This window comes from Acinetobacter sp. ANC 7912 (assembly GCF_039862785.1).
In the GTDB taxonomy this organism is placed as follows: Bacteria; Pseudomonadota; Gammaproteobacteria; order Pseudomonadales; family Moraxellaceae; genus Acinetobacter; species Acinetobacter thermotolerans.
Genome location: NZ_CP156795.1, coordinates 1016215 through 1038401 on the forward strand (window position 1 = coordinate 1016215; position 22187 = coordinate 1038401).

Here is a 22187-nt window from a genome sequence, read left to right on the forward strand (position 1 = left end):
TGTTTTGTCAATAAATTACTGTAATGTTCAACGATATTTTAAGTTGATCGAATCAGACAACAGAATTAAATAGAGTGAACAAAAGACGCATTAAAATAAGGAGTCTTGCTGAGTGGTTAAGCGTATTGCAATAACAATGTTATGTATCGCAAGTTTATCGGGCTGTGCCAGCTTTATTTCCAATGGTACAGGCACGGCTCCTGTAGGAAAAGAGCAGGGTGAACGCACGCTTGGACAGGTTTTTATTGATTCCTCCATTGTCCGGACTGCAAAAATTAATCTGTATAAATTAGATAACCGTTTTAACCAGTCACGGGTCAATATTGAAAGTTTCCATGGTCATGTGTTGTTGACCGGTCAGGTACCGGATGCGCATCTGAAGCAGTTGGCAGAAGACAATGTCAAATCCATGAGTGATGTGAAAGCCGTGCATAACTACATCACTGTAGGTAACCAGATTAGCTATGGCACCATCATGCAGGATACTGCTGCAACTGCGAATACCCGCCGTCTGATCATGCGTGCGCCGGTAGTGTCTGACAGCAAAGTGCATGTGCATACCGAAGATGGCGTGTTGTATGTGATGGGCCGTCTGAACAGTGCTGAAATTGTGGATCTAAATCAGGTACTGACTCAAGTGACCAATGTCACCAAGATCGTAACCTTGATTGATAATCTGGATGAGCTAAATTTAAGCCGTCAAAGCTATGCAACTCCTGGAACCACGAGTGCTTTGGTGCAAACCCCAATCGCTATTGATCCAGATGCAGAAGAACCAAGTTATGCCCAATAAGGTGTATTCACTAAAAGCCAAGCTGTCGAGTCATCTGAATGTTGCACGACAAGTCTATCGTGATTTCCGTCTGTATGACCTTGGCAGCTATGCGCTGAATCGATTGACTCCCAAAGAAGGTTATAACGTTGAAAAGCATCTGGCTTATGGGCTAAAAGCCCGTCAGCGTTTTGACTTATATCGTACAGCGCAGCCTTTAACTCATCGACCGCTGATTGTGTTCGTGCATGGCGGTGCCTGGATGCATGGGGACAAGAAGGATTACCAGTTTATTGGTGAGGCTTTTGCCCGTGAAGGTTATGATGTGGTGATTCCCAATTACCACCTCGCACCGGAATATATTTTTCCGCATTATGTGGATGACCTGCATTTGTTACTAGATTATTTGCAAGCATCCTCACACCGATTACAGATCTCTGTAGAGAATATTGTGTTGATGGGCCATTCCGCGGGTGCTTTTAATGTGATGTCGGCAGTGTATTATCCGAAACAGCATAAGTCGGAACGTCTGGCAAATATCCGCGCCATTATTGGTCTGGCAGGTCCGTATCATTTTGACTATAAAGATGATCCGCTCTGTGCTGATGCTTTTGACCAGTCTGTGCCATATCAGCAGGTGATGCCGCTGTATTTTGTTCAGCCGCAACCGGTAAAACATTATCTGTTTATTGCTGAAAAAGATACGATTGTCGGCCATTTCAACAGTCATGATCTGGATCGTGTGTTGAAACAACATGGCAACCACAGTCATGTAATTAGTATTCCTAAGCTGGGACACATTACCATTGTTGGTTCACTCTCAAGCCTGTTTAGCCGTTTCTTTCCAACCAAGTCCAAAGTGCTGTGGGCACTGGAAGATGCCTTTAAGTAAAGATGGATACATAAAAAGCCCGGATAAAACTGGGCTTTTTTATTGGAAATGGCTTAGAGCCATTCCTGGGTATCATCAGCTACCGGCGTGCCTTGAGTCACGTGCATGATCATGGCATGTGCAATACTGCCCTTAAATGGAATTTCCGGCAGGGCATCGAACTTGAAGAACTGTGCATCGCTGATTTCTTCTTCCTGGAGTTTGATTTCACCAGCAGCATATTCTACCTTAAAGGCAATCATTAGGTTGCTTGGGAAAGGCCAAGGCTGACTGGCCAGATACTGGATATTCCTGACCTGAATGCCAACTTCTTCCTGAGTTTCACGGCGTACTGCTTCTTCCAGGGTTTCACCCACTTCGACAAAACCGGCAATCAGGCCATACATCTGGCTGTTTTTGTTGCGGGCATTTTTAGCCAGCAGGATTTCATCCTCACCCCGGGTGATTACGGTAATGACACACGGTTGTACACGTGGATACTGGTGATAACGGCACGCTGGACAGACCATGGCATATTCGGTCGGATGTGCTTCAGTGGGCGTGCCACAGTGGCTGCAGAAACGGTGATTGCGGCGCCATTCCAGTAACTGTACAGCACGGCTGGCCTGTTCAAACTGGGAGGTATCCCAGTGTTGCAGCAGCTGGCGGATCGGAACGAGCTGGAGACCTTCGGGAATCGGTTCATCCGGGAGCAGGTCACGGGCAATTACCTGATCGCCTGTGCCGAGCTGAATGTCACTTGCGAGCGCTTCCACTTGTGGAAGCTGGAGGTTTTCATCGACTAAAAGTTGCTGTTGTTGAAAGATATACGCAAGTGACAGTTTTGACATTAGGCTACAGTTTTCAGTTTTTGACTACTGTCCAATGCTACCTCAAACATCGAGTGTAATACAGGCTGTTTGTTCTTTAAATTGTCGATGAGCATGTCAGCGCTGGCCAATGGATCGAGCACACGATTGACATCTTCAGCGGTTAAAGCCGTTGAAGATGAAACGCGATCCTGGACAAATTCAGCAGCTGTATTGAGTGCAGCCTGACCGTTTTCAGCATTCAGGAACAGCAGGGCACCGCCGATTTCACGTAATTGTGCTGGCAGTGTTTCCAAAGTCTGCAGGTTATGATCTTGCAGATAATTGGTTAGGGTCTGATTGGCCAGATCAATGACTGCTCTGGTTTCATTCATCAGTACAGCATGAGCTTCATCCAGGCGGTCCAGTGAAATGTTCATGTTATGCACACGCAGCTGCAAGCGGCTTGAAGTATGATGACGTTCCAGTACACCTATCGAGTTCATCGCAGACAGAATGACATTCATCAGCTGTTGTGCAAAACTTTCATCTTTTAGGATTTCAGCTTGGCTTAATGATTCTGCCTGGCGGGTCAGGTCATTCGCCGCTTCAGTTAGGTTCAGTACCTTGAAGATATTGGCCATGCTACGCAGCTGCGCTTGCAATTCCTGAGTCTTTTCAGGTGTCATGTTCTGGTAGTTGTATTCAATATCATTACGGATCTGTGCCATTTCCGTAGTCACCAGTTCACTGATGGTGTGCATGGTTGCAAAGTCAGGACCATACAGATGACGACTGAACACTTCCAGCTGAGTATCGGTCAGCGAATCTTCACCAATGTTCAGCTTGCTGCGGATATGATGCGCAACATCATCTTCCTGGCTGATGCACAAGCTCAGGATATTAGCTAAATCAGCAATGTTAGCTTTAAAGCGGTCTGGTGCATCGAAGTACTGCGCCATGTTGCGTTCAACGCCAATCAGGGTGCGCAGACGCGGGTCATTAATGATGATCGCATCAATGTGATTAAACGCGACATAGACCAGATTCCAGTACTGCTTGCTTGGATGTTTCTCTGCCAGGCTGCCCAGATAAGCACCGACCAGTTTAATCGCTTGCAGATCCAGATCCGTTTCTTCCTGTTTTAGGAAACGGTTTAACGACAGTTTGTACAGACGGTGCACATAAGCTGATTTTTCTAAAGATGGTGCTTGTGGCAGATCAAAGTCAGGCGTGATGCAATCCAGCAGTGGCTCAATATGTTGGCCTTCAGTGGTTAGCGGTTTGCCTAAAGACAGTTCCAGACGATTCAAGGTATCCAGCAGGAATTGTGGGATACGGACTTCACGCAGACAAATAAATTCGATATAACGCTTCAGCATGGTGGTGCCTTCACTCAGGGCAATCACATCTGCTTTATTGATTTCAGCCGGATTGGCCATGATTTTACGCATGAGATCTGCGGAATATTGCGCGACTTTGGACAGGCTAGGCATATCAATCAGTGCCAGTACCTGTGCGCACTGTTCAAACTGGTTTAGTGCGTCATCGATCCCAAAAGGCAAGGTTTGATCTTCTACCAGTGTACTGACTGCTGATTCAACCAATTTGATCGAATTATCAACCTCATTTTTTATTATCAGTAAAGCCGTCGGGTCAAAATGTATAGAGGTTTGGTAAGACATTGATCTGCACCTTTCCTAAAGTTTTATCTAATTTTAAGCCCCACTCCCCAATGGTGGGACCTCTTTCTCATTACTATAACTGAACTGTTATTCTTTTATATATAAAATGTTGCAGGAATGATGGAATTTATTTCGCAAAAAGGCAGGGTGCACCATGTTTTTCCTCATATTGTTTGACCCAGTTCTCATGTGCTTCTAGTTCCTCGGCAGACGGTAAAATCACCGGCAATTCGATCTCAATCCTGACAGCGCCTGAGCTGGTGCTTTGTTCTTCGGTATGTGACAGGGCCTCCATATCAAAAGACACCTGTCCACCGGTCATGGCAAGGTAAACATCAGACAGGATTTCCGCATCGAGCAAGGCACCGTGGAAAGTACGGTCACGCTGTGGAATTTCGTAGCGGCGAACCAAGGCATCCAAGGAATTTTTCTGGCCCGGGTGACGGGATTTGGCCATCGCCAGAGTATCAGTGACTTCGCAGACTTCGGATAAAGCAGGGAAGCCAGCACGGGTGAATTCCATATCCAGGAAGTTCATATCGAAGGTCGCGTTATGCGCGATGATTTCTGCACCTTTCAGATAGTCGAACAAGACTTGGGAAATGTCCTCAAATAGCGGCTTGTCCTGCAGGAATTCATCGGTAATGCCGTGGACAGTGACGGATTCACCCACTGGTTTTTGCGGATTGATATAGATATGAATCGAGCTGCCGGTCAGCTTACGGTTGATCATTTCGATCGCACCGACTTCGATAATCCGGTCACCATCCTGATAATAGAAACCGGTGGTTTCGGTATCCAGAATCAGTTGACGCGGGCCATGAGCTTCCAGTGTTGCGGGGGTAATCACAATCTGTGGATGCAGCTGATTTTCTATCGAATTTTCTTCAGTTTCAGTGTCATTTTCTAGATTAGTTTCAATTTCTATTTCAGTTTCTTCTTCCATGATTTCTATGATCTCCTCTTCCGCCATATCTTCAGCGAGTTCCAGGCCAAACGGGTCGTCCAGCAGCCAGTCCTGTTCAGGCTTTTTTATATCTTGTGCTTCATTGCTAGAGGGTTTCTCGAACTGAATTTGTGGCACATGACGGGCAATTCCATTATTTTTTAGGGCCAGATCGGCCCCGAGATTGGCTAAATGATCTGCCATTTCATTGCCCGCATGACCGGCATGGCCTTTAATCCAGTTCCATTCAATCTCACGACCTTGGCATACCGCATCCAGCTGTTTCCAAAGGTCCGGATTTTTCACATCTTTCCAGTTCTTGCGTTTCCAGCCTTCAATCCATTCGGTAATACCTTTTTTGACATAGTTGGAATCGGTCCAGATCACCAGTTTGGTATCTTTCGGGCAAATGGAAATGCCTTCAATCGCCGCAGTCAACTCCATGCGGTTATTGGTGGTCTGCAGTTCGCCGCCATAAATCTTGTGTTCTTCGGTGCCGGTCTGAATAAAGGCTCCCCATCCGCCTACAGCGACATCCTTACCATTGCCGCGGCAAGCGCCATCCACGTAGAGTGTGATTGTTTGAGACATAAATCAAATCCGATCAAAAAAGAACTAGCTGAACGAGCTATTGTATAACGCAAATACGTTTGAATAATCCATATCAGCGCGATTTTTTAATTTCTTGTAACATTTAACGGCAAATCGCGGTAAATTATCCGCTTGTGTCGTCGACATGCTTCACTAAAATGGCATATCTAAAAAATAAATTTTATACAAGTTGTTTGGATTTCTTTATGTATAAACCAACTGCATCATTGTGGCAGCCCTCGTTACCTTCATTCTTAAAAGTATCCATACTTGGTACAGCACTAGCTTCCTTAGGTTTAACGGGTTGTTCGACGACACAAAGTGCAGCAGGTTCCAAACACAAACAGAGCAGTTCTGATTTCTTAGGTGCTGATAGTCTGGATGGTCTGGAAGACCTGTTGTCTGCAACGGATATGCGTGCGGTAGAAGGTGACCGCTTACTGATCCTGAAACATGGTGATGTGTGGAAACGCATGACGGTGGGTTTCAAAATGAACCTGGATGTCTGGAATCCGCGTATTGATGCCCAGCGGGGCTGGTTTATTTCACGTCAGCCTTACCTCGATCGTTTGAGTGCGCGTGCTTCACGTTATTTGTACCATACCGTGAAAGAAGCCGAACGCCGGGGTATGCCAACCGAATTGGCCTTATTGCCCGTAATTGAAAGTTCTTATGACCCGGCAGCCACCAGTAGTGCTGCAGCTGCAGGTTTATGGCAGTTTATTCCAAGTACTGGCCGTATTTATGGTCTGAAACAAACCTCGATGTACGATGGCCGTCGTGACGTGGTGGAATCGACTCGTGCTGCGTATGAATTTTTAGGTGCGCTTTATAATCAGTTCGGTTCATGGGAACTGGCTCTGGCATCTTATAATGCCGGTCCGGGTCGGATCCAGCAGGCGATTAACCGCAACAAGGCTGCGGGCTTGCCAACCGATTACTGGTCATTGAAACTGCCACAGGAAACTATGAACTATGTGCCGCGTTTTATTGCGGTGGCGCAGATCATCAAGAATCCATCCAAATATGGTGTTAGCCTGCCACCAATTGCCAACCGTCCGCACTTCCGTGAAGTCAGTGTCGGTGCAGCGAGTCTGAATGAAATCGCTGCGATTACGGGCTTAAGCCGTGCTGAGCTGTATCAGTTGAACCCGGGGCATCGTGGTGACTGGATTGATCCGGAAAGTCCACGCCGTATCCTGATTCCGGCAGACCTGAGCCCATCCGTGGATGAAAAGCTGAAAAAATTGCAGTCAGGAAAAGGTTTATGGGCAGGCCCTGCGAGCACTTTACCGAAAAACAATCAGACCATTACCCCGGTGAAGACCACACCACCTGTGTTAAATACGGCAACGATTACGCCGTCGAAGCAGACACCGCCAGCACTTACGGCTTCAACCACAATGAAGACTACTGTTAAACCTACAAGTACGGCTACTACTCCAGCAGCAACAACAGCAGTGAAGGCAGCAACTACTGCAACAACTGCTGCAGTAACAACTGCAAGCAAGACTGCGACCACGACAGCTACAGTTGCAGCATCTACAGCAACACCAAACCTGACTGCACTAAACACCAAGAAAGTGGCGACACCGCAAGGTTCTGCTGCACTGGCTGAGTTTGCTGCCAAGAGTGATGTGCCAATTCCAAGTGCACCACGTATTCCAGTGGCGGTGACGCCAGTTGAACCGGTAAAACCAATTCAGGTCGAACCACCAATTTCCGAAGTTGAACGTCAGCAAATTCTGGCTGCGGTTGCTGCTGAAGAACTGCCAAAGTCGGTAGATGAAATCCTGAAGCCAGTGGCAACGCCAGCGGAACAAGCAGAAGTGGTTGAAGAGCTGAAAGCGCTGGCGCCTGCAGGAACGGAAATTGTCGATCCTTATGATGGCAAGATCAAGTTGACTGCGATTCAGACCAGCCTGTCTGTTGCCGAACAGCAGGGTAAAGAGCTGACTAAAGGTTTCTCTTATCCGAAAGGTGTGGCGGAAAATACCAAGGCGGATTCTGTTGAAGCCAAGCTGAACCAGGGTAAAAACTACGTCAAGACCGAGTCTGAAGTGGTCGTTGTTCCACCGAAAGGCAATCGCAGTACCTATACCGTATTGCCGGGCGATACTTTAGCGTTAATCGCGGCAAAGAACGGCGTGAACTGGCGTGATGTAGCGAAATGGAACCAGATCGATCCGAACGCAACCTTGTATGTCGGCACCACCATTTACCTGTACGATGCCAAACCGGTACAGGAAACTAAAAAGCCAGCAGCGAAACCTGAAACCTATGTGGTTCAGGCCAATGATTCTCTTACAGGTGTTGCGAGTCAGTTCGGTCTTACGGTTAAACAACTGGCCGACTATAATGGCCTCAGCACGACAAGTGGTCTTTATGTCGGTCAGAAGCTGTCACTGAAAGAAACTGCAGCATCCAAAGCTAAAGTGGAAGAAGCGAAAAAAGCAGAATTAACCAAAGTGCAGACCAAGACTTATACGGTGCAACGTGGTGAATATCTGAAACTGATCGCGGATCGTTATGCACTATCCAATGCTGAACTGGCTGCATTGACGCCGGGTCTGACTGCGACCAGTAGTTTAATGGTCGGCCAGAAAATCAATGTGCCGGTACATGAGGTAGAAACTGCGTCCAGCAACAGCAAGAAAGTTGAGCAGAAGATCGAGAATGTCAAAGTCGATCATATCTCGACTGAAAATCATCAGGTCAAACGTGGTGAAACCCTGTATAGCATTGCCAGCCAGGCGAAACTGAGTGTCAGCGAACTGGCAGCCTTGAATGGTTTGTCTAGCAACAGTGGCCTGCGTGTGGGTCAGACTATCAAGATTCCGGCTGGTAGCAAGGTGCCAGATAGCTATACCGTACAGTCAGGGGATACCTTATCCGGTGTTGCCGCCAAATATAATCTGACTATGGAGCATCTTGCCAGTCTGAATGGCTTGTCACGTACCGCAGGTTTGCGTGTCGGACAACGTCTTAAATTAACTGGTGAAGTTGAACAGACACATACAAGTGCATCTACTACCGAACATGCTGTAAAAGGTGTAAAACCAACTGTACATGTGGTCAAAGCAGGTGAAACTTTAAGTTCGATTGCGCGTCAGCATTATCTGCAACTGCAGTATCTGGCGGATTTGAATGATTTAACCACCACCAGCAAGGTGCGTGTCGGCCAGCAGCTAAAAATTGGTTTACCGCCAGAAATTGAGGCACGTGCCAACAGTATTCGTCCTGTAACTGCAGCACCGGTAGCGACCAAGGTATCTGCTACTTCTACAAAAGGAACTGAAAGTTATACGGTTAAATCTGGAGAATCCCTGACTGCGATTGCCAGCCGTTATGGTCTGAGTACAGTTGAATTAGCTGACATGAATAATCTATCTGCCAAAGCAGGGCTGCGTGTCGGTCAAACCCTGCATGTGCCGAAACGTGTGACCGAGTACAAGATCAAGCGCGGTGATACCTTGATCGGTCTGGCATCGCGTTATGGGGTTGACAGTGGTACATTGGCAGAAATGAATGACATGAAGCCAAATACCCAGTTGCGTATTGGTGATGTGATCAAGGTACCGAACCTCTAAAAAATAATAACGATACAGGGAGTATCTGAATGCCGTTTGCAGTGGCAAAACGCCTGCTTTATCTTGTGGGATGGTCAGTCGTGACTCAGGGGACATGGGCTGCACTGCAGACGACGCCCTATATTGCCATTCATAGCCAGCCCAAATATGTTGGGCTGAGTTATTTGCCCTATGCCAATCCTTCTGCGCCAAAAGGTGGTTATCTAAGTCAAAGTTCCAAAGGGACTTTTGATAATCTGAACGCTATGAATGGCAAGGGCACCTCTGCAGATGGGGTGCAATATCTGTTTGATAACCTGATGTCGAGTTCACTGGATGAGCCGGGGGTGATGTATCCCTTGCTGGCAGAGAAAGTTACTTATGATCCCAAGCAGACGGCATTTGTCATTTATCACTTAAATCCGAAAGCTCGTTTTAGTGATGGTTCTCCCGTCACTGCGGAAGATGTGAAATTCAGCTTCGATACTTATACGACTCAGGGCAATCCGGGGCTGCAGATGTATCTGTCGGATCTGGCCAAAACCGAAGTACTGTCCAAGTATCAGGTCAAGATGAGCTTTAAGTCAGATAACAATTCGGAAATGCCTCTGATTCTGGCGCAAATGCCGATCTATTCAAAAAAGTATTGGCAGGGCAAGGATTTTACCCGGGTGACCATGCAGCCGATTCTGGGTTCAGGACCCTATCTGATTGAAAGTATTGATGCCGGGCGTAGTATTAGCTATAAACGCAATCCGAATTATTGGGCCAAAGACCTGCCGGTGAATCGCGGCAAATATAATTTTGACCGGCTCAAGTTTGTCTATTACCGCAATATGGATGTGGCCTTTGAGGGTTTTAAATCCGGCCAGTACACCCTGCATCAGGAATATACTGCGCGTAAATGGGTCACTGAATACAATTTCCCGGCCATCAAAAATAACATGGTGGTGAAATACAAGTTCAAGCACGAAAACCCGATTCCGACCCAGAGTTTTGTGTTTAATACCCGTCGTGCGCCGATGCAGGATATTCGTTTCCGTCAGGCGCTGACGTATGCTTATGACTTTGAATGGCAGAACAAGGCGCTGTTTTATGGTCAATATCGCCGTCTGCAAAGTTTTTTCTCCAATAGTGAACTGGAAGCCAAAGGCAAACCCACAGCCGAAGAACTGGCGATTTTAAAACCGCATTTAGCTAAGCTAGATCCGATTCAACGTGCAGGGGTACTGAAAGAATGGAAATATTCCGTTTCGGATGCATCCGGATTTAACCGCAACAATTTGCTGATTGCCCGAGAATTACTGTTAAAAGCTGGTTATCGTTATCAGAATATGCAATTGCTGGATCCGAAAGGAAAGCCGATTCAGTTGGAATTTCTGATTCATCAGGATGGCTTGCAGCGTACCTTGATGCCGTTTATACGCAATCTGAAACGCTTGGGGATTAGCGTGAATATCCGCCATGTGGATGTGCCACAATATATCGAACGGATGCGTAACAAGGATTTTGACCTGACCACCAATGTCTTGCCGCAATCCTTAAATCCGGGCAATGAACAATCCCAGTTCTGGGGCAGTGCATCTGCTGATCAGCCAGGGAACTACAATTATGCCGGCATTAAAAATGCGGCGATTGATGATGTCATCAACAAGATTATTTATGCGCCAGATCGCAAGGAATTAGTAACGCGAACCCGGGTGCTGGATCGCCTGTTACGGGCTGGTTATTATCAGATTCCGACCTATGGCAAGGGCGATAACTGGTATGCGTACTGGAATATGTATGAGCAGCCAAAGGTCAAGCCAAAGCTGGCGGTCGGGGAAGACTTCTGGTGGAGCAACCCGAAAAAAGCCGCACAGGTGGCACAATATTTACGCCGTCAAAAATAACAAGGAACAAGACAGCTGATGGGAACTTATATACTCAAACGACTTTTGCTGATTATTCCGACCTTATTTTTGATTCTGCTGATTAATTTCGTGGTGATCCAGATTGCACCCGGTGGCCCAGTCGAGCAGGCGATTCAGCAGGCTGAAGAATTCCAGGGAATGAGCGGTACCATGGGTGCTGAAACTGCCAAGGCAACCAGCAATTATCAGGGGGCCAAAGGTCTCAGTGATGAGATGGTGGAAAAGATCAAGGCACAATATGGATTTGATCAGCCAGCGCATGTCCGTTTCTGGGAAATGCTGAAAAGCTATATACAGCTGGATTTTGGTACCAGTTTCTTCAAGGATAAGCCTGTGACCACATTACTGGTGGAAAAATTTCCAGTATCACTGTCCCTTGGCTTATGGAGCACCTTACTGATCTATCTGGTTTCGATTCCGCTGGGGATTCGCAAAGCGCGTCAGCATGGCAGTCTGTTTGATAAATCCACTTCGATGCTGCTTGCCGTCGGTTATGCCATTCCAGCCTTTGTGTTTGCTATTTTGTTGATTGTGTTTTTTGCCGGTGGTTCCTATTTCCAATGGTTCCCCTTACAAGGACTGGTATCGGAAAACTTTGCTGAATTGTCTGTATTCGGAAAAATCAAAGACTATTTCTGGCATATGACCTTGCCACTCTTGGCGATGGTGATTGGTGGTTTTGCCGGATTGAGCTATCTGACTAAATATTCTTTTATGGAAGAGTTGGGTAAGCAATATGTGTTGGCAGCACGTGCCAAAGGCTTAAATGAATCTCGCGTCTTATATGGGCATGTATTCCGTAATGCCATGCTGATCGTGATTGCGGGTTTGCCAGAAGCACTGGTGGGAATTTTCTTTGTCGGCAACCTGTTTATTGAGATCATTTTTAATCTGGATGGGTTGGGGTTGCTTGGCTTTGAAGCAATCACCCAGCGTGATTATCCGGTGATTTTTGGCACCCTGTTTATCTTTACCTTGCTAGGCCTGATTCTGCGTCTGATCAGTGATGTGCTGTATCAGGTGATTGATCCACGAATTAACTTTGAATCGCGAGGTGCCAAATAATGTCACCAATTATGCGAGCGCGCCTGCAACGGTTTAAGGAAAATAAACTCGGCTTTGGCTGCTTTATAGTCTTTATCATTATTTTTGTTTTATCGCTGGGTTCAGGACTGATTGCGAATGATAAACCGCTGCTGGTGAAATACGACAATTCTCTCTATATCCCAGCCTTTAAGACTTATCCGGAAACGACATTTGGTGGAGTATTTGAAACTGAAGCGGATTATAAAGATCCGGTGGTACAGCAACTGATCAATGCCAAGGGCTGGGCACTGTGGCCGCTAATTGAATATTCCTACCAGACACCAAATTTAGAGCTAACCGTTCCGGTACCTTCAGCACCGACTGCACAAAACTGGCTAGGTACCGATGACCAAGGCCGTGATGTACTGGCCCGGATTCTTTATGGCTTAAGGGTGTCACTGCTGTTTGGTTTTGCACTGACGCTGGCTTCGGCTGTGATCGGCATTATTGTCGGTGCGATTCAGGGCTATTACGGTGGTTGGATTGATCTGGCCGGACAACGCATTCTGGAAGTCTGGGGTGGTTTACCAATGCTGTTTATGGTGATGATTCTGGTTAGCATGTTTACCCCGAATGTGTACTGGCTATTCCTCATTATGCTACTGTTTGGCTGGACCACATTGGTGGGGCTGGTTCGGGCTGAATTTTTACGAGCACGGAATTTTGACTATGTCCGTGCAGCACGCAGTCTCGGTGTTTCAGATCGTGCCATCATCTTTCGGCATATTCTGCCGAATGCGATGAGTTCCAGCCTGTCGCAATTACCTTTTATGCTGACCGCCAATATTACAGCTTTAACCGCATTGGACTTTCTCGGTTATGGTTTGCCACCCGATGCTGCTTCACTCGGTGAACTGTTATTGCAAGGCAAAAACAATTTGAATGCGCCGTGGCTAGCTTTATCCGGCTTCTTTACCCTGGCCATTGTTCTTTCATTACTGATCTATATTGGGGAGGCGACGCGTGATGCATTCGATCCAAGACGTCAATAACGCAGCGCCGCTGTTGCAGGTCGAGAACCTACAGATCCGCAGCCCAGATCAGGTACTGGTACAACAGCTGGATTTTCAGCTACATGCCGGCGAGACTGTAGCAATCGTGGGGGAAAGCGGTTCCGGTAAATCCATCAGTAGCCTCGCGATTCTTGGTCTTTTACCGAAAAATCTGAAAGTCCAAGGTCAGGTGATGCTGGATGGTCAGAATTTACTGTCCATGAACCAGCCGCAACTGCGCCAGATTCGTGGCCAGAAAATTGCCATGATTTTTCAGGAGCCAATGACCGCGCTGAATCCTTTGCATCGGGTGGAAAAAATTATTGGTGAAACCTTGCTGCTACAGGGTTGGTCCAAAACCAAAGTGCGTGAACGGGTTCTGGAACTACTCAATGACGTGGGGATTCCAGAACCGGAAGACAAGTTAAAACGTTATCCTTATGAATTGTCTGGTGGGCAACGTCAGCGGGTGATGATTGCCATGGCATTGGCACAGGATCCGGATATCCTGATTGCCGATGAACCGACTACGGCACTGGATGTCACCCTGCAAGCACAGATTTTAAAACTACTTAAATCTCTACAAAAAACTAGACAGATGGCAATGATCCTGATCAGTCATGACCTGAATTTGGTCAAACGCTATGCTGATCAGGTGATAGTGATGAATAAAGGCATTGTGGAAGAGCAGGGCAAAGTCGAGCAGATTTTTAATACACCGCAGTCAGCCTATACCCAAGACCTACTGAATCATGATTTTGGTCAGGCATTGCCTTTGGGGCAAACAGAAACCTTGCTGGAACTGAAACAAGTGGAAGTAAAATTCTCAATCAAGCAGGGTTTACTCAATCGCGTGAAAAGCTATGTCACGGCAGTAGAACCTCTTGATCTAACGTTGATGCAAGGCCAGTCGATTGGTATCGTCGGGGAAAGTGGTTCGGGTAAAAGTTCACTGGCGCTCGCTATTTCCCGACTGATTGACAGCAGTGGGCAGATTTTGCTGCAAAGACGAGACTTGAACAAACTGTCTGAAAAAGCTTTACGACCATTACGCAGTGATTTCCAGATCGTATTTCAGGATCCTTTTAGTAGCTTGAATCCGCGGATGACTATTGAGCAGATCATTGGTGAAGGCTTAGGTCTCAAAGCCATGTCCAAAGAGCAGATCCGCAGTCGGGTGGAGCAGGCTTTAGAGCGCGTGGAATTGCCAGCTGCGTTTAATAAAGACCGTTATCCGCATGAACTTTCCGGTGGACAGCGACAACGGGTGTCATTGGCACGTGCTTTGGTTCTGCGACCAAAATTACTGATTCTGGATGAACCAACCTCGGCACTGGACCGGACCACACAGCGAGCTATTGTTAAATTGCTGCGCCGGATTCAGCAGGAAGAAGGTATTAGCTATCTGTTTATTAGTCATGATTTGAAAGTCGTACGTGCGCTATGCCAACAGGTGCTGGTCCTGCATCATGCCCAGGTAATGGAATTTCAGGAAACCGAACAGTTATTCCTGCATCCGCAAACCGAATATACCCGTCAGCTGATTGCAGCCAGCCAGTATTAGGCTACAAATCTCTGCAATCAAAATTGACATGTATCATTGTCAATTTCTGACTGTCAGGTTATAACAAGCATGGAATAAAACAATAAAGATTTAGGATGAAACATGACTCAACTGACAGATTCAATACAGATTCGCAAAACCATATTTAAAAACCGCATTATCAAAGGTGCCATGAGTGAAGCACTGGCGAATGATGCCGGTCAGCCGAATGATGCGCATTTAAAGCTGTATGAGGCTTGGGCCAAAGGTGGTTTGGGCTGTGCGATTACTGGCAATGTCATGGTGGACTTTCGTGCCAAGAATGAACCGGGTGTCGTTGTAGTAGAAACTGAACGTGATCTGGATAAGCTGAAAGCATGGGCTGGGGTGGGCAAGCGTCATGACATGGTGCAGCTGATACAGTTATCACATCCAGGGCGTCAATGTCCGAAAGGATTGAATAAGGAAACCGTGGCGCCGTCGGCAGTGCCGTTTAGTCCGGCGCTGGCAGTGAGCTTTGGTACGCCAAGGGAACTGCGTGAAGATGAGATTCTGGACATTATTCAGCGCTTTGCCAACTCTGCAGCCATTTGTGAAAAGGCGGGTTTTGAAGGTGTGCAGCTGCATGGAGCCCATGGTTATCTGATCAGCCAGTTTCTATCACCACTGACCAATAAGCGTAGGGATCAATGGGGTGGCAGTATTGAAAACCGTACCCGTTTCTTGCTGGAAATTTATAAGGCAGTACGAGCTGCAACTTCAGAAAATTTCATTATTTCAGTGAAGCTAAATTCAGCAGACTTCCAGCGTGGTGGTATTACTGAAGAGGATGTGATTTATGTATTTAAAGCGATTGATGCTGCCGGGATTGACCTGATTGAAGTGTCAGGTGGCACCTATGAAGCACCCGCCATGGCAGGAGCCAAGGCTGAAAGACGTAAAGCATCAACGATCGCCCGTGAAGCCTATTTCCTGGATTTTTCCGAGAAGATCCGTAAACAAGTCAATTGTCATATGATGGTCACTGGTGGCTTTAGAACCGCAGCCGGTATGAATGCTGCACTGGATAGTGGTGCCTGTGATTTTGTGGGGATCGCCCGTCCATTTGCCGTGGAAACCGATTTGGGGCAGAAATTGGTGGCGGGGCAGGATGTACGCTATGCGGTGGAAAAAATCAAAACCGGTATTCCAATGATCGATAAAATGGCGATTATGGAAATCATCTGGTATGCGGCGCAGTTTAAGCGTATTGCCCAAGGCAAGCAGCCGGATCCAAAATTATCGCCGCTCAAAGTCTTTCTGAATTATCTGCGTGGGAATGTTACTGCAGTGATTAAAGGGCAGATCAATTCGCGTAAATCAGCGTAGTTTTGATAAATAAAAAGGCACTTTGAGTGCCTTTTTAAATGCTCCAATATTTAGCTGAACTGTAACGCCTGCGTCTGGAAGGGAAACAGAATTTTAGATACCTGTTGCGTTGCCCATAATCCTGGCTGAATGTAATGACAATGTGGTGCGATATTAGGTATCAGCAGTTCCAGCTTTTCTTCATGGTTTTCACATTGTCTTAAATGCAAGCGTAGTTCTTCCAGCTTGCGTTGCTGTTGCCGGTCAACTACAGGTGATGGCATATGCAGCTGATGTGAAGACAACCGGCGTGCTAATTCAGGACCCTGAATCCAGTCACGGATCATCTGTTTCTCGGTAGCATTAAAGACGCCAAACATTTTGCCATCGGGATCATCAATCAGTTTCCAGAAGTGACTTTGTTCGGCTGGCTGTCCGCGTTGAATCCAGCTTTTTTTCATGAGTACGTGCAGAAATTCGTGAATCTGCTCCGGCTGAGACAGCCATTCATTAATGGTCTTACCACTAAACTGGCATTTCTGGTTATGGATATACTGACCAATCAGGGCTTTTTGTCGGAACAGTTTAAGTACCTGTTGATCCAGATCCAGTTCCCGCACAATCTGAGTCGAACTTTTGCCGATATCATTGAGTAGATAACCCTGTTTGACCATTTCAAGATAACGCTGTGGATCTTCCGCAGAACGGTACAGATCGACAAAAGCTTGCAAGGATTTTTGTGCATGACCATTGTGTGCATTATCAATCGTGATATGCACATTAAAATAATGCGGATTGATACCGAGTTCGGCCAGTTCGTAATTGGTAATGAGCAAATGTAGCGGCAGCTGTTCATAACCCAGATTAAAGCCAATCACCAAAGGTAAATATTCCGGTGGAGCATAGGCCAGTACCAGTTGCACAGCAGCCTGTTCATAGTAGCGATCATCCAGCTGTTCAGCATACGTGCTCAGCTCATAAGTATTCAGCAAGTCCTGATACATAGTGACATGATTGGCCTGCGGATGACCTAAACCAAGTTCTTCCAGGTAGATATGAATCAGGTCTTTGACTGCCGCCTGATCGGCATGATCCAGAGTGGAGTAGAGCCAGGAACCATCGACCATTTTAGTTGGAGCAACGCGATAGAGAAATTCGAATGCATGTGAGACAGTGGGGAAAAATTCACGCTGACCGCCTTGTTGACGACGAGCCAGATAGTCCTGAAATATGCTGCAAGTCTTATGATGATCTTCCATGAAATGAGAACCGGCATGTTCGGGATGATCCAGCCAGCTTAAGGAGCTGAGATCCAGATGTTTGATTAAATGACTGAGATATTGTTCTGCCGAATGTGTTTTTGTTGTTTTGGAAATCTGCTCATCCTGGAAAAAATTTACCCAATCTTTAAAGTTTGTTGGTTGGTGAGCAATATTTTGAATCGGGGATACAGCTAAACAAAACTCCGTACTGGTGAACATAATTATTATCCTTGCATTTTTGCTCCTCACTTACCTTAGCCTTATGTGAAAGATCAGGTGTTTAGTTTTTGTTCACTTTTATGACAGGAAATACACAGCCTTTGCAAAGCTGCGTAAAGAATTACGGCAGTTTTATTTTGAAATTAAAATAAAAGTTAAATAAAAAGAAGGCAATAAAAAAGCCCAGGTCGCTATGCCTGAGCTTTTTTATGAGAGAATTTAAACATCCATCTCGAATATGGCGTCCCTACGGGGATTCGAACCCCGGTTACCGCCGTGAAAGGGCGATGTCCTAGGCCTCTAGACGATAGGGACAGTGTAGAAGAAATATTTTAAACCAGAACTTTTAGAAGTAATGGCGTCCCTACGGGGATTCGAACCCCGGTTACCGCCGTGAAAGGGCGATGTCCTAGGCCTCTAGACGATAGGGACTTAATAAAATATGACTTCTGAAATTGGCGTCCCTACGGGGATTCGAACCCCGGTTACCGCCGTGAAAGGGCGATGTCCTAGGCCTCTAGACGATAGGGACGTTTCAGAGGTGGGCGTATAATAGGGTGAAAATAGGGGGGTGTCAAACGCATTTCTACACTTTTTTTGCATTTTTGCGTTGAGTGCATAATTTTAAAACAATATCAGGAAAATACTTGAAAAATACATGGCTTAAGCAGGATTTTTCAGCAATTCCAGAATCGCTTCCACCACCTGTGGATGCAGTAAATAACCGGTAATATCGTGCGGACGGTGGATATGAGTCCGGATGCCATAGTTGATAATTTCCGGTTCAAACTGAAATGGCGGTTCAGACAGTGGAAAAGCCGTCAAAAAATCATCGGTTGAATAGAAATTGATCCAGTCGCCTTTAATTGCCTCAGGCCGCACGATGGGCTGTGGCAGATGTTCCTGGATTACCCGGAAGGCCATTGGCGCGCCCAAGGTAATGAAACGCTGCACATTCAGTTCAGGATGCTGAATCAGATGATTGTAGGCAATCACGCTGCCAAGTGAGTGTGCAATCACAATGCAGGGTTTACGACCATTGAGCTGCCGGGCAATCCGTTCATGCACTTCGCGTATAAAATCCGGATTATCTAGATACAGATAAGTTTCAATCAGGAATTTCTGAAGCAGGCTGCGGTGCAGGCGTGGAAAATAATTGAGCAGTAGCACAAAATCCCGAAGTGCCACATTCTTGCTCAAAGTGGTAATGAATTTGAGCTTCTGGTTGAAATTCATCGAGTCATTCAATTTAAGCTCGGGAATATCAGGAATGACAGGTTTGCGCCAGCCGGGGCGTGGTACTGGCGCAGGAGGTGGGGGCTGAACCGGCTGACGAAAAGAAAAACTCGGCCATTGCTGTGGCATCAAGGTACCGGCATTCAGGATATTGCGGACGTTATAGCGTGAAAGCAGATCGCCATAAAATGGAATGCGAATGTGACGTTTTAAATAACTGAATCTGGCATCTTGTTGATGTTTGCGAATCCCTTTTTGAAGTATATGTAGCCAGCGCTGCCGGATGGAGGCAGCGGTATGATGTTGCTGATTCATTCCATGAATAAAAATAACTTTCATCGATACCCCACTGAGTTCGATAGCTTTATATTCACAGTATAGAGATATTTAGCGTAGCAAAAGCAGCGCTTTTTGTGGTGTTAATGTGTAAATTCCTTCGATAAAACAATAATTAACAGACATGTGTATATTTATAAAATTAAGATATTTAAAAGCAGAAAATGAGCAGTTCTAGGTCAACGATTTGACTAAATGGAATAATAGGGCGGGCGAAGGAAATCGTAAAATGAACTCTAGAGATTGAGGTGATTTTTAGAGTAATTCCAGCAGGGCTTTGATGACTTCTGGATGTTGGATATAGCCATCAATATCATGTGGATGATAGATGGAAGTACGAATCTCCCGATTGATAATTGCCGGTTGAAACTGGAAGGGTGGTTCTGATAAAGGAAAAGCAGTGAGAAAGTCATCGCTGCAATAGAAATTGATCCAGTCACCGGTAATGGCTTTAGGTCGGTGAATAGGTTGAGGTAAGTGTTCCTGAATTACCCGGAAAGCCATTGGTGATCCCATGCTAATAAAGCGTTGAATATTCAGTTCAGGGTGCAAAAGCAGATAATGATAGGCAATCACACTGCCTAAAGAATGTGCCATCAGGATACAGGGTTTATCACCATGCAGTTGCTGACCAATTCGCTGATGAACTTGCTGCATAAAAGTGGAATTTGCCAGATAGGAATAGGTCTCGATCAGGAATTTTTTGATCAGCGTATCGTGGAGATAAGGAAAATGATTTAACAAAATCACAAAATCCCGTAAGGCAGTATTCCGGCTTAAGATAGTAATGAATTTCAGTTTCTGGTTAAAGGTCATGGCATCTTCAGCCTTTAACTCGGGAATCTCACAAGTTTCAGGTGAATAGTGCGGGCAATGCGGCGGTGGCGGCTGAGATTTAAGTGGATGATGGAAGGGAAAACGCGGCCAGTCTTGTGGCATTAAGGTACTGGCATTCAATACATTATGCAAATGATGTCGTGACAATAAGTCGCCATAAAAAGGGATACGGATATGCCGTTTAAGATAAGAGAACTGTGCTTGTTGATGCGACTGTTCCAGACCGTGTTTTAGCAGACTGAGCCAGCGTTGACGTAGGGAAGCAGAGCTGAACTTCTGCTTGTTCATGCCATGAATATAAATAATTTTCATCGACACACCACGCTGGCTGCCTGAAACATTTTCAGTATAGATAAAAAAGAGCAGCCGAAGCCGCTCTTTTCGTGATTTTAATGTTTAAGCTTTTGGGTGATAGAACTTGTAATAGCTGATATAGCACAGTGCAATAAACAGCAGACAGCCAAAGAAGCTGATGCGCATGCTCGGGTCAAACACCATACTGATACAGGTGATTAAACAGAACACAAAGCCCAAAATCGGCACGATTGGAAAGAGCGGTGCAGCGAATTGCAGGTCTTTGGCAGTTTTGCCTTGTTTGTGCCATTCACGGCGGAAGTTAAACATACTGACGCAGATGCTCATCCACACCACCACCATGGTAAAAGCAGCAATACCAAGTAGGTTGGTGAAAATGGTTTCTGGCGCAAACTGTTCAGACAGCAAACCTGGCATACCACCAATCATAGTCACGATCACCGCGATATACGGAATACCGCGTTTGTTTATCCGTGAGAACACTGCAGGAAGTTGCTTACTATAAGAAAGTGACCACATCATCCGTGAAGCCGCGAACAGGCCTGAGTTAGCAGCAGACAGTAGTGCGGTGATGATCACAAAGCGGATCAGGTCTTCCGCATATGGAATACCAATGTGCTGGAATACCGTTACGAACGGACTGCTACTCACACCCTCAGCACGAAGGCCAGCTTCCTGATGCGGGAGTAATGCAGTCACAACCAGAATGGTGCCGACAAAGAAAATCAGTAGACGAAAGATCGAGGTATTGATTGCTTTTGGTACGTTTTTGGCTGGATCTTTGGTTTCACCAGCAGCTACGCCAATCAGTTCGGTACCAGAGAAGGCGAAGTTCACGATTAACATCGTAGTGAAAATCGGGAATAAGCCTTCCGGGAACCAGCCTTGAGCAGTCAGGTTGCTAAACAGCGGAGCAGATTCATGACCCTGATAGCCGATGACGCCAAAAATGGCGAGCAGGCCAAACAGGATGAAGGCGACCACGGTGACGACTTTAACCAGTGCCAGCCAGAATTCAGATTCGGCAAACCAGCGGGTTGAGGTCAGATTCAGGATAAAGACAAAAGCACCAAAGATCAGTGTCCACATCCACATGGAACTGTCTGGAAACCATTCCTGCATCAACAGTGCTGCAGCGGTAAATTCGGTTCCCAAGGTTACCGACCAGGTCAGCCAGTATAACCAGGTAATGGTATAGCCTGTGCCCGGTCCAATATAACGTTTGGCATAAGCGCCAAATGAACCGGATTCAGGCATATGTACGGCAAGTTCACCCAGACACAGCATAACCATGTAAGCGATGATCCCACCAAGGAGATAAGCAAGAATGGCACCTATAGGCCCCGTTTGTGCAATGACTTCACCCGAACCTAAAAAAAGACCAGTCCCGATTGCGCCACCCAGCGAAATCATGACCAGATGTCGGGTACTCATAGCGCGTTTTAAAGGCGCAGAATTGCCCTGATGCGAAGCATCATTCGGAGATGAGTGCATAGGAAATATGAAAAACTTCAAAAGGAATGAAGCGAGCTATTGTAGTGAAAAACTACAAATCTGCAATGGAATAATAGTAAATTTCAATTAGTGCTGATCGGAGATGATCTAGATATGGCGTCCCTACGGGGATTCGAACCCCGGTTACCGCCGTGAAAGGGCGATGTCCTAGGCCTCTAGACGATAGGGACGTTATGAGGTGATGGCTATATTAAGGACTCGACAGCGCTTTGTCAAAAGGCTTTTTGCTAAAAATGTATTAACAGCTTAAACATTCGGCAAAACAGCAGCTGGATTTTATTGGATGATTTTTTTTGTAGCAAATACTTGAAACAGAAATAAAAAAAGTGAACCCAACCAGTAT

The 22187-nt window shown here is 46.2% G+C and carries 15 protein-coding genes and 4 tRNA genes; 8 read left to right on the top strand and 11 right to left on the bottom strand.

Features of this window, described 5'->3' with window-relative positions:
• Window positions 1-112 precede the first annotated feature (112 nt).
• Window positions 113-793 (top strand): BON domain-containing protein, encoded by a 681-nt coding sequence (locus tag ABEF84_RS05055; protein WP_034582241.1) that lies wholly within the window; start codon window positions 113-115, stop codon window positions 791-793.
• Window positions 783-1664: an alpha/beta hydrolase gene (locus ABEF84_RS05060; protein ID WP_347473787.1), complete on the top strand. Its 882-nt coding sequence runs from the start codon at window positions 783-785 to the stop codon at window positions 1662-1664. The genes ABEF84_RS05055 and ABEF84_RS05060 overlap by 11 nt, the downstream gene beginning before the upstream one ends.
• Before the next feature lie 53 nt (window positions 1665-1717).
• On the opposite strand, the gene nudC is transcribed toward ABEF84_RS05060, so the two are convergent.
• From nudC to dnaQ, 3 genes are all read right to left on the bottom strand, one after another.
• The gene (gene nudC / locus ABEF84_RS05065) at window positions 1718-2494 is read right to left on the bottom strand and encodes an NAD(+) diphosphatase (protein ID WP_034582246.1); all 777 of its coding nucleotides are present in this window, start codon (window positions 2492-2494) and stop codon (window positions 1718-1720) included.
• Window positions 2494-4137: a hypothetical protein gene (locus ABEF84_RS05070; protein WP_034582247.1), complete on the bottom strand. Its 1644-nt coding sequence runs from the start codon at window positions 4135-4137 to the stop codon at window positions 2494-2496. The genes nudC and ABEF84_RS05070 overlap by 1 nt, the downstream gene beginning before the upstream one ends.
• 127 nt (window positions 4138-4264) lie before the next feature.
• Entirely contained in the window at window positions 4265-5674 is a 1410-nt protein-coding gene (gene dnaQ / locus ABEF84_RS05075; protein WP_034582250.1) for a DNA polymerase III subunit epsilon, read from the bottom strand.
• 206 nt (window positions 5675-5880) lie between these two features.
• On the opposite strand from dnaQ, the gene ABEF84_RS05080 reads away from it, so the two are divergent.
• The 6 genes from ABEF84_RS05080 (at window position 5881) to ABEF84_RS05105 (ending at window position 16145) form a co-directional block, all read left to right on the top strand.
• A complete protein-coding gene (locus tag ABEF84_RS05080) occupies window positions 5881-9264 on the top strand; it encodes a LysM peptidoglycan-binding domain-containing protein (protein WP_034582252.1) in 3384 nt (1127 codons plus the stop codon).
• 29 nt (window positions 9265-9293) lie between these two features.
• The gene (locus ABEF84_RS05085; protein ID WP_034582254.1) at window positions 9294-11135 is read left to right on the top strand and encodes an extracellular solute-binding protein; all 1842 of its coding nucleotides are present in this window, start codon (window positions 9294-9296) and stop codon (window positions 11133-11135) included.
• Window positions 11136-11153: 18 nt separating this feature from the next.
• Entirely contained in the window at window positions 11154-12221 is a 1068-nt protein-coding gene (locus ABEF84_RS05090; protein WP_034582256.1) for a microcin C ABC transporter permease YejB, read from the top strand.
• Window positions 12221-13234 (top strand): ABC transporter permease, encoded by a 1014-nt coding sequence (locus ABEF84_RS05095; protein ID WP_034582258.1) that lies wholly within the window; start codon window positions 12221-12223, stop codon window positions 13232-13234. The genes ABEF84_RS05090 and ABEF84_RS05095 overlap by 1 nt, the downstream gene beginning before the upstream one ends.
• Window positions 13209-14798, top strand: coding sequence for an ABC transporter ATP-binding protein (locus tag ABEF84_RS05100; protein WP_034582260.1), 1590 nt, complete (start codon window positions 13209-13211; stop codon window positions 14796-14798). Before ABEF84_RS05095 ends, ABEF84_RS05100 begins: the two co-directional genes overlap by 26 nt.
• Window positions 14799-14900: 102 nt before the next feature.
• Window positions 14901-16145: an NADH:flavin oxidoreductase/NADH oxidase family protein gene (locus ABEF84_RS05105; RefSeq protein ID WP_034582262.1), complete on the top strand. Its 1245-nt coding sequence runs from the start codon at window positions 14901-14903 to the stop codon at window positions 16143-16145.
• A 50-nt stretch (window positions 16146-16195) separates the two neighbouring features.
• Here the strand turns inward: ABEF84_RS05105 and ABEF84_RS05110 are convergent, their stop codons facing one another.
• The 8 genes from ABEF84_RS05110 to ABEF84_RS05145 form a co-directional block, all read right to left on the bottom strand.
• A complete protein-coding gene (locus ABEF84_RS05110) occupies window positions 16196-17605 on the bottom strand; it encodes an iron-containing redox enzyme family protein (protein WP_347460727.1) in 1410 nt (469 codons plus the stop codon).
• Window positions 17606-17844: 239 nt separating this feature from the next.
• A tRNA-Glu gene (locus ABEF84_RS05115) sits at window positions 17845-17920 on the bottom strand.
• A gap of 41 nt (window positions 17921-17961) precedes the next feature.
• A tRNA-Glu gene (locus tag ABEF84_RS05120) sits at window positions 17962-18037 on the bottom strand.
• A 24-nt stretch (window positions 18038-18061) separates the two neighbouring features.
• A tRNA-Glu gene (locus ABEF84_RS05125) sits at window positions 18062-18137 on the bottom strand.
• Between the two features lie 131 nt (window positions 18138-18268).
• Window positions 18269-19180, bottom strand: coding sequence for a hypothetical protein (locus ABEF84_RS05130; protein ID WP_034582267.1), 912 nt, complete (start codon window positions 19178-19180; stop codon window positions 18269-18271).
• Between the two features lie 252 nt (window positions 19181-19432).
• Window positions 19433-20326, bottom strand: coding sequence for an alpha/beta hydrolase (locus ABEF84_RS05135; protein ID WP_347454142.1), 894 nt, complete (start codon window positions 20324-20326; stop codon window positions 19433-19435).
• Window positions 20327-20410: 84 nt separating this feature from the next.
• Window positions 20411-21823, bottom strand: coding sequence for an amino acid permease (locus ABEF84_RS05140; RefSeq protein ID WP_347453773.1), 1413 nt, complete (start codon window positions 21821-21823; stop codon window positions 20411-20413).
• Between the two features lie 115 nt (window positions 21824-21938).
• Window positions 21939-22014, bottom strand: a tRNA-Glu gene (locus ABEF84_RS05145).
• Between the last annotated feature and the right edge of the window lie 173 nt (window positions 22015-22187).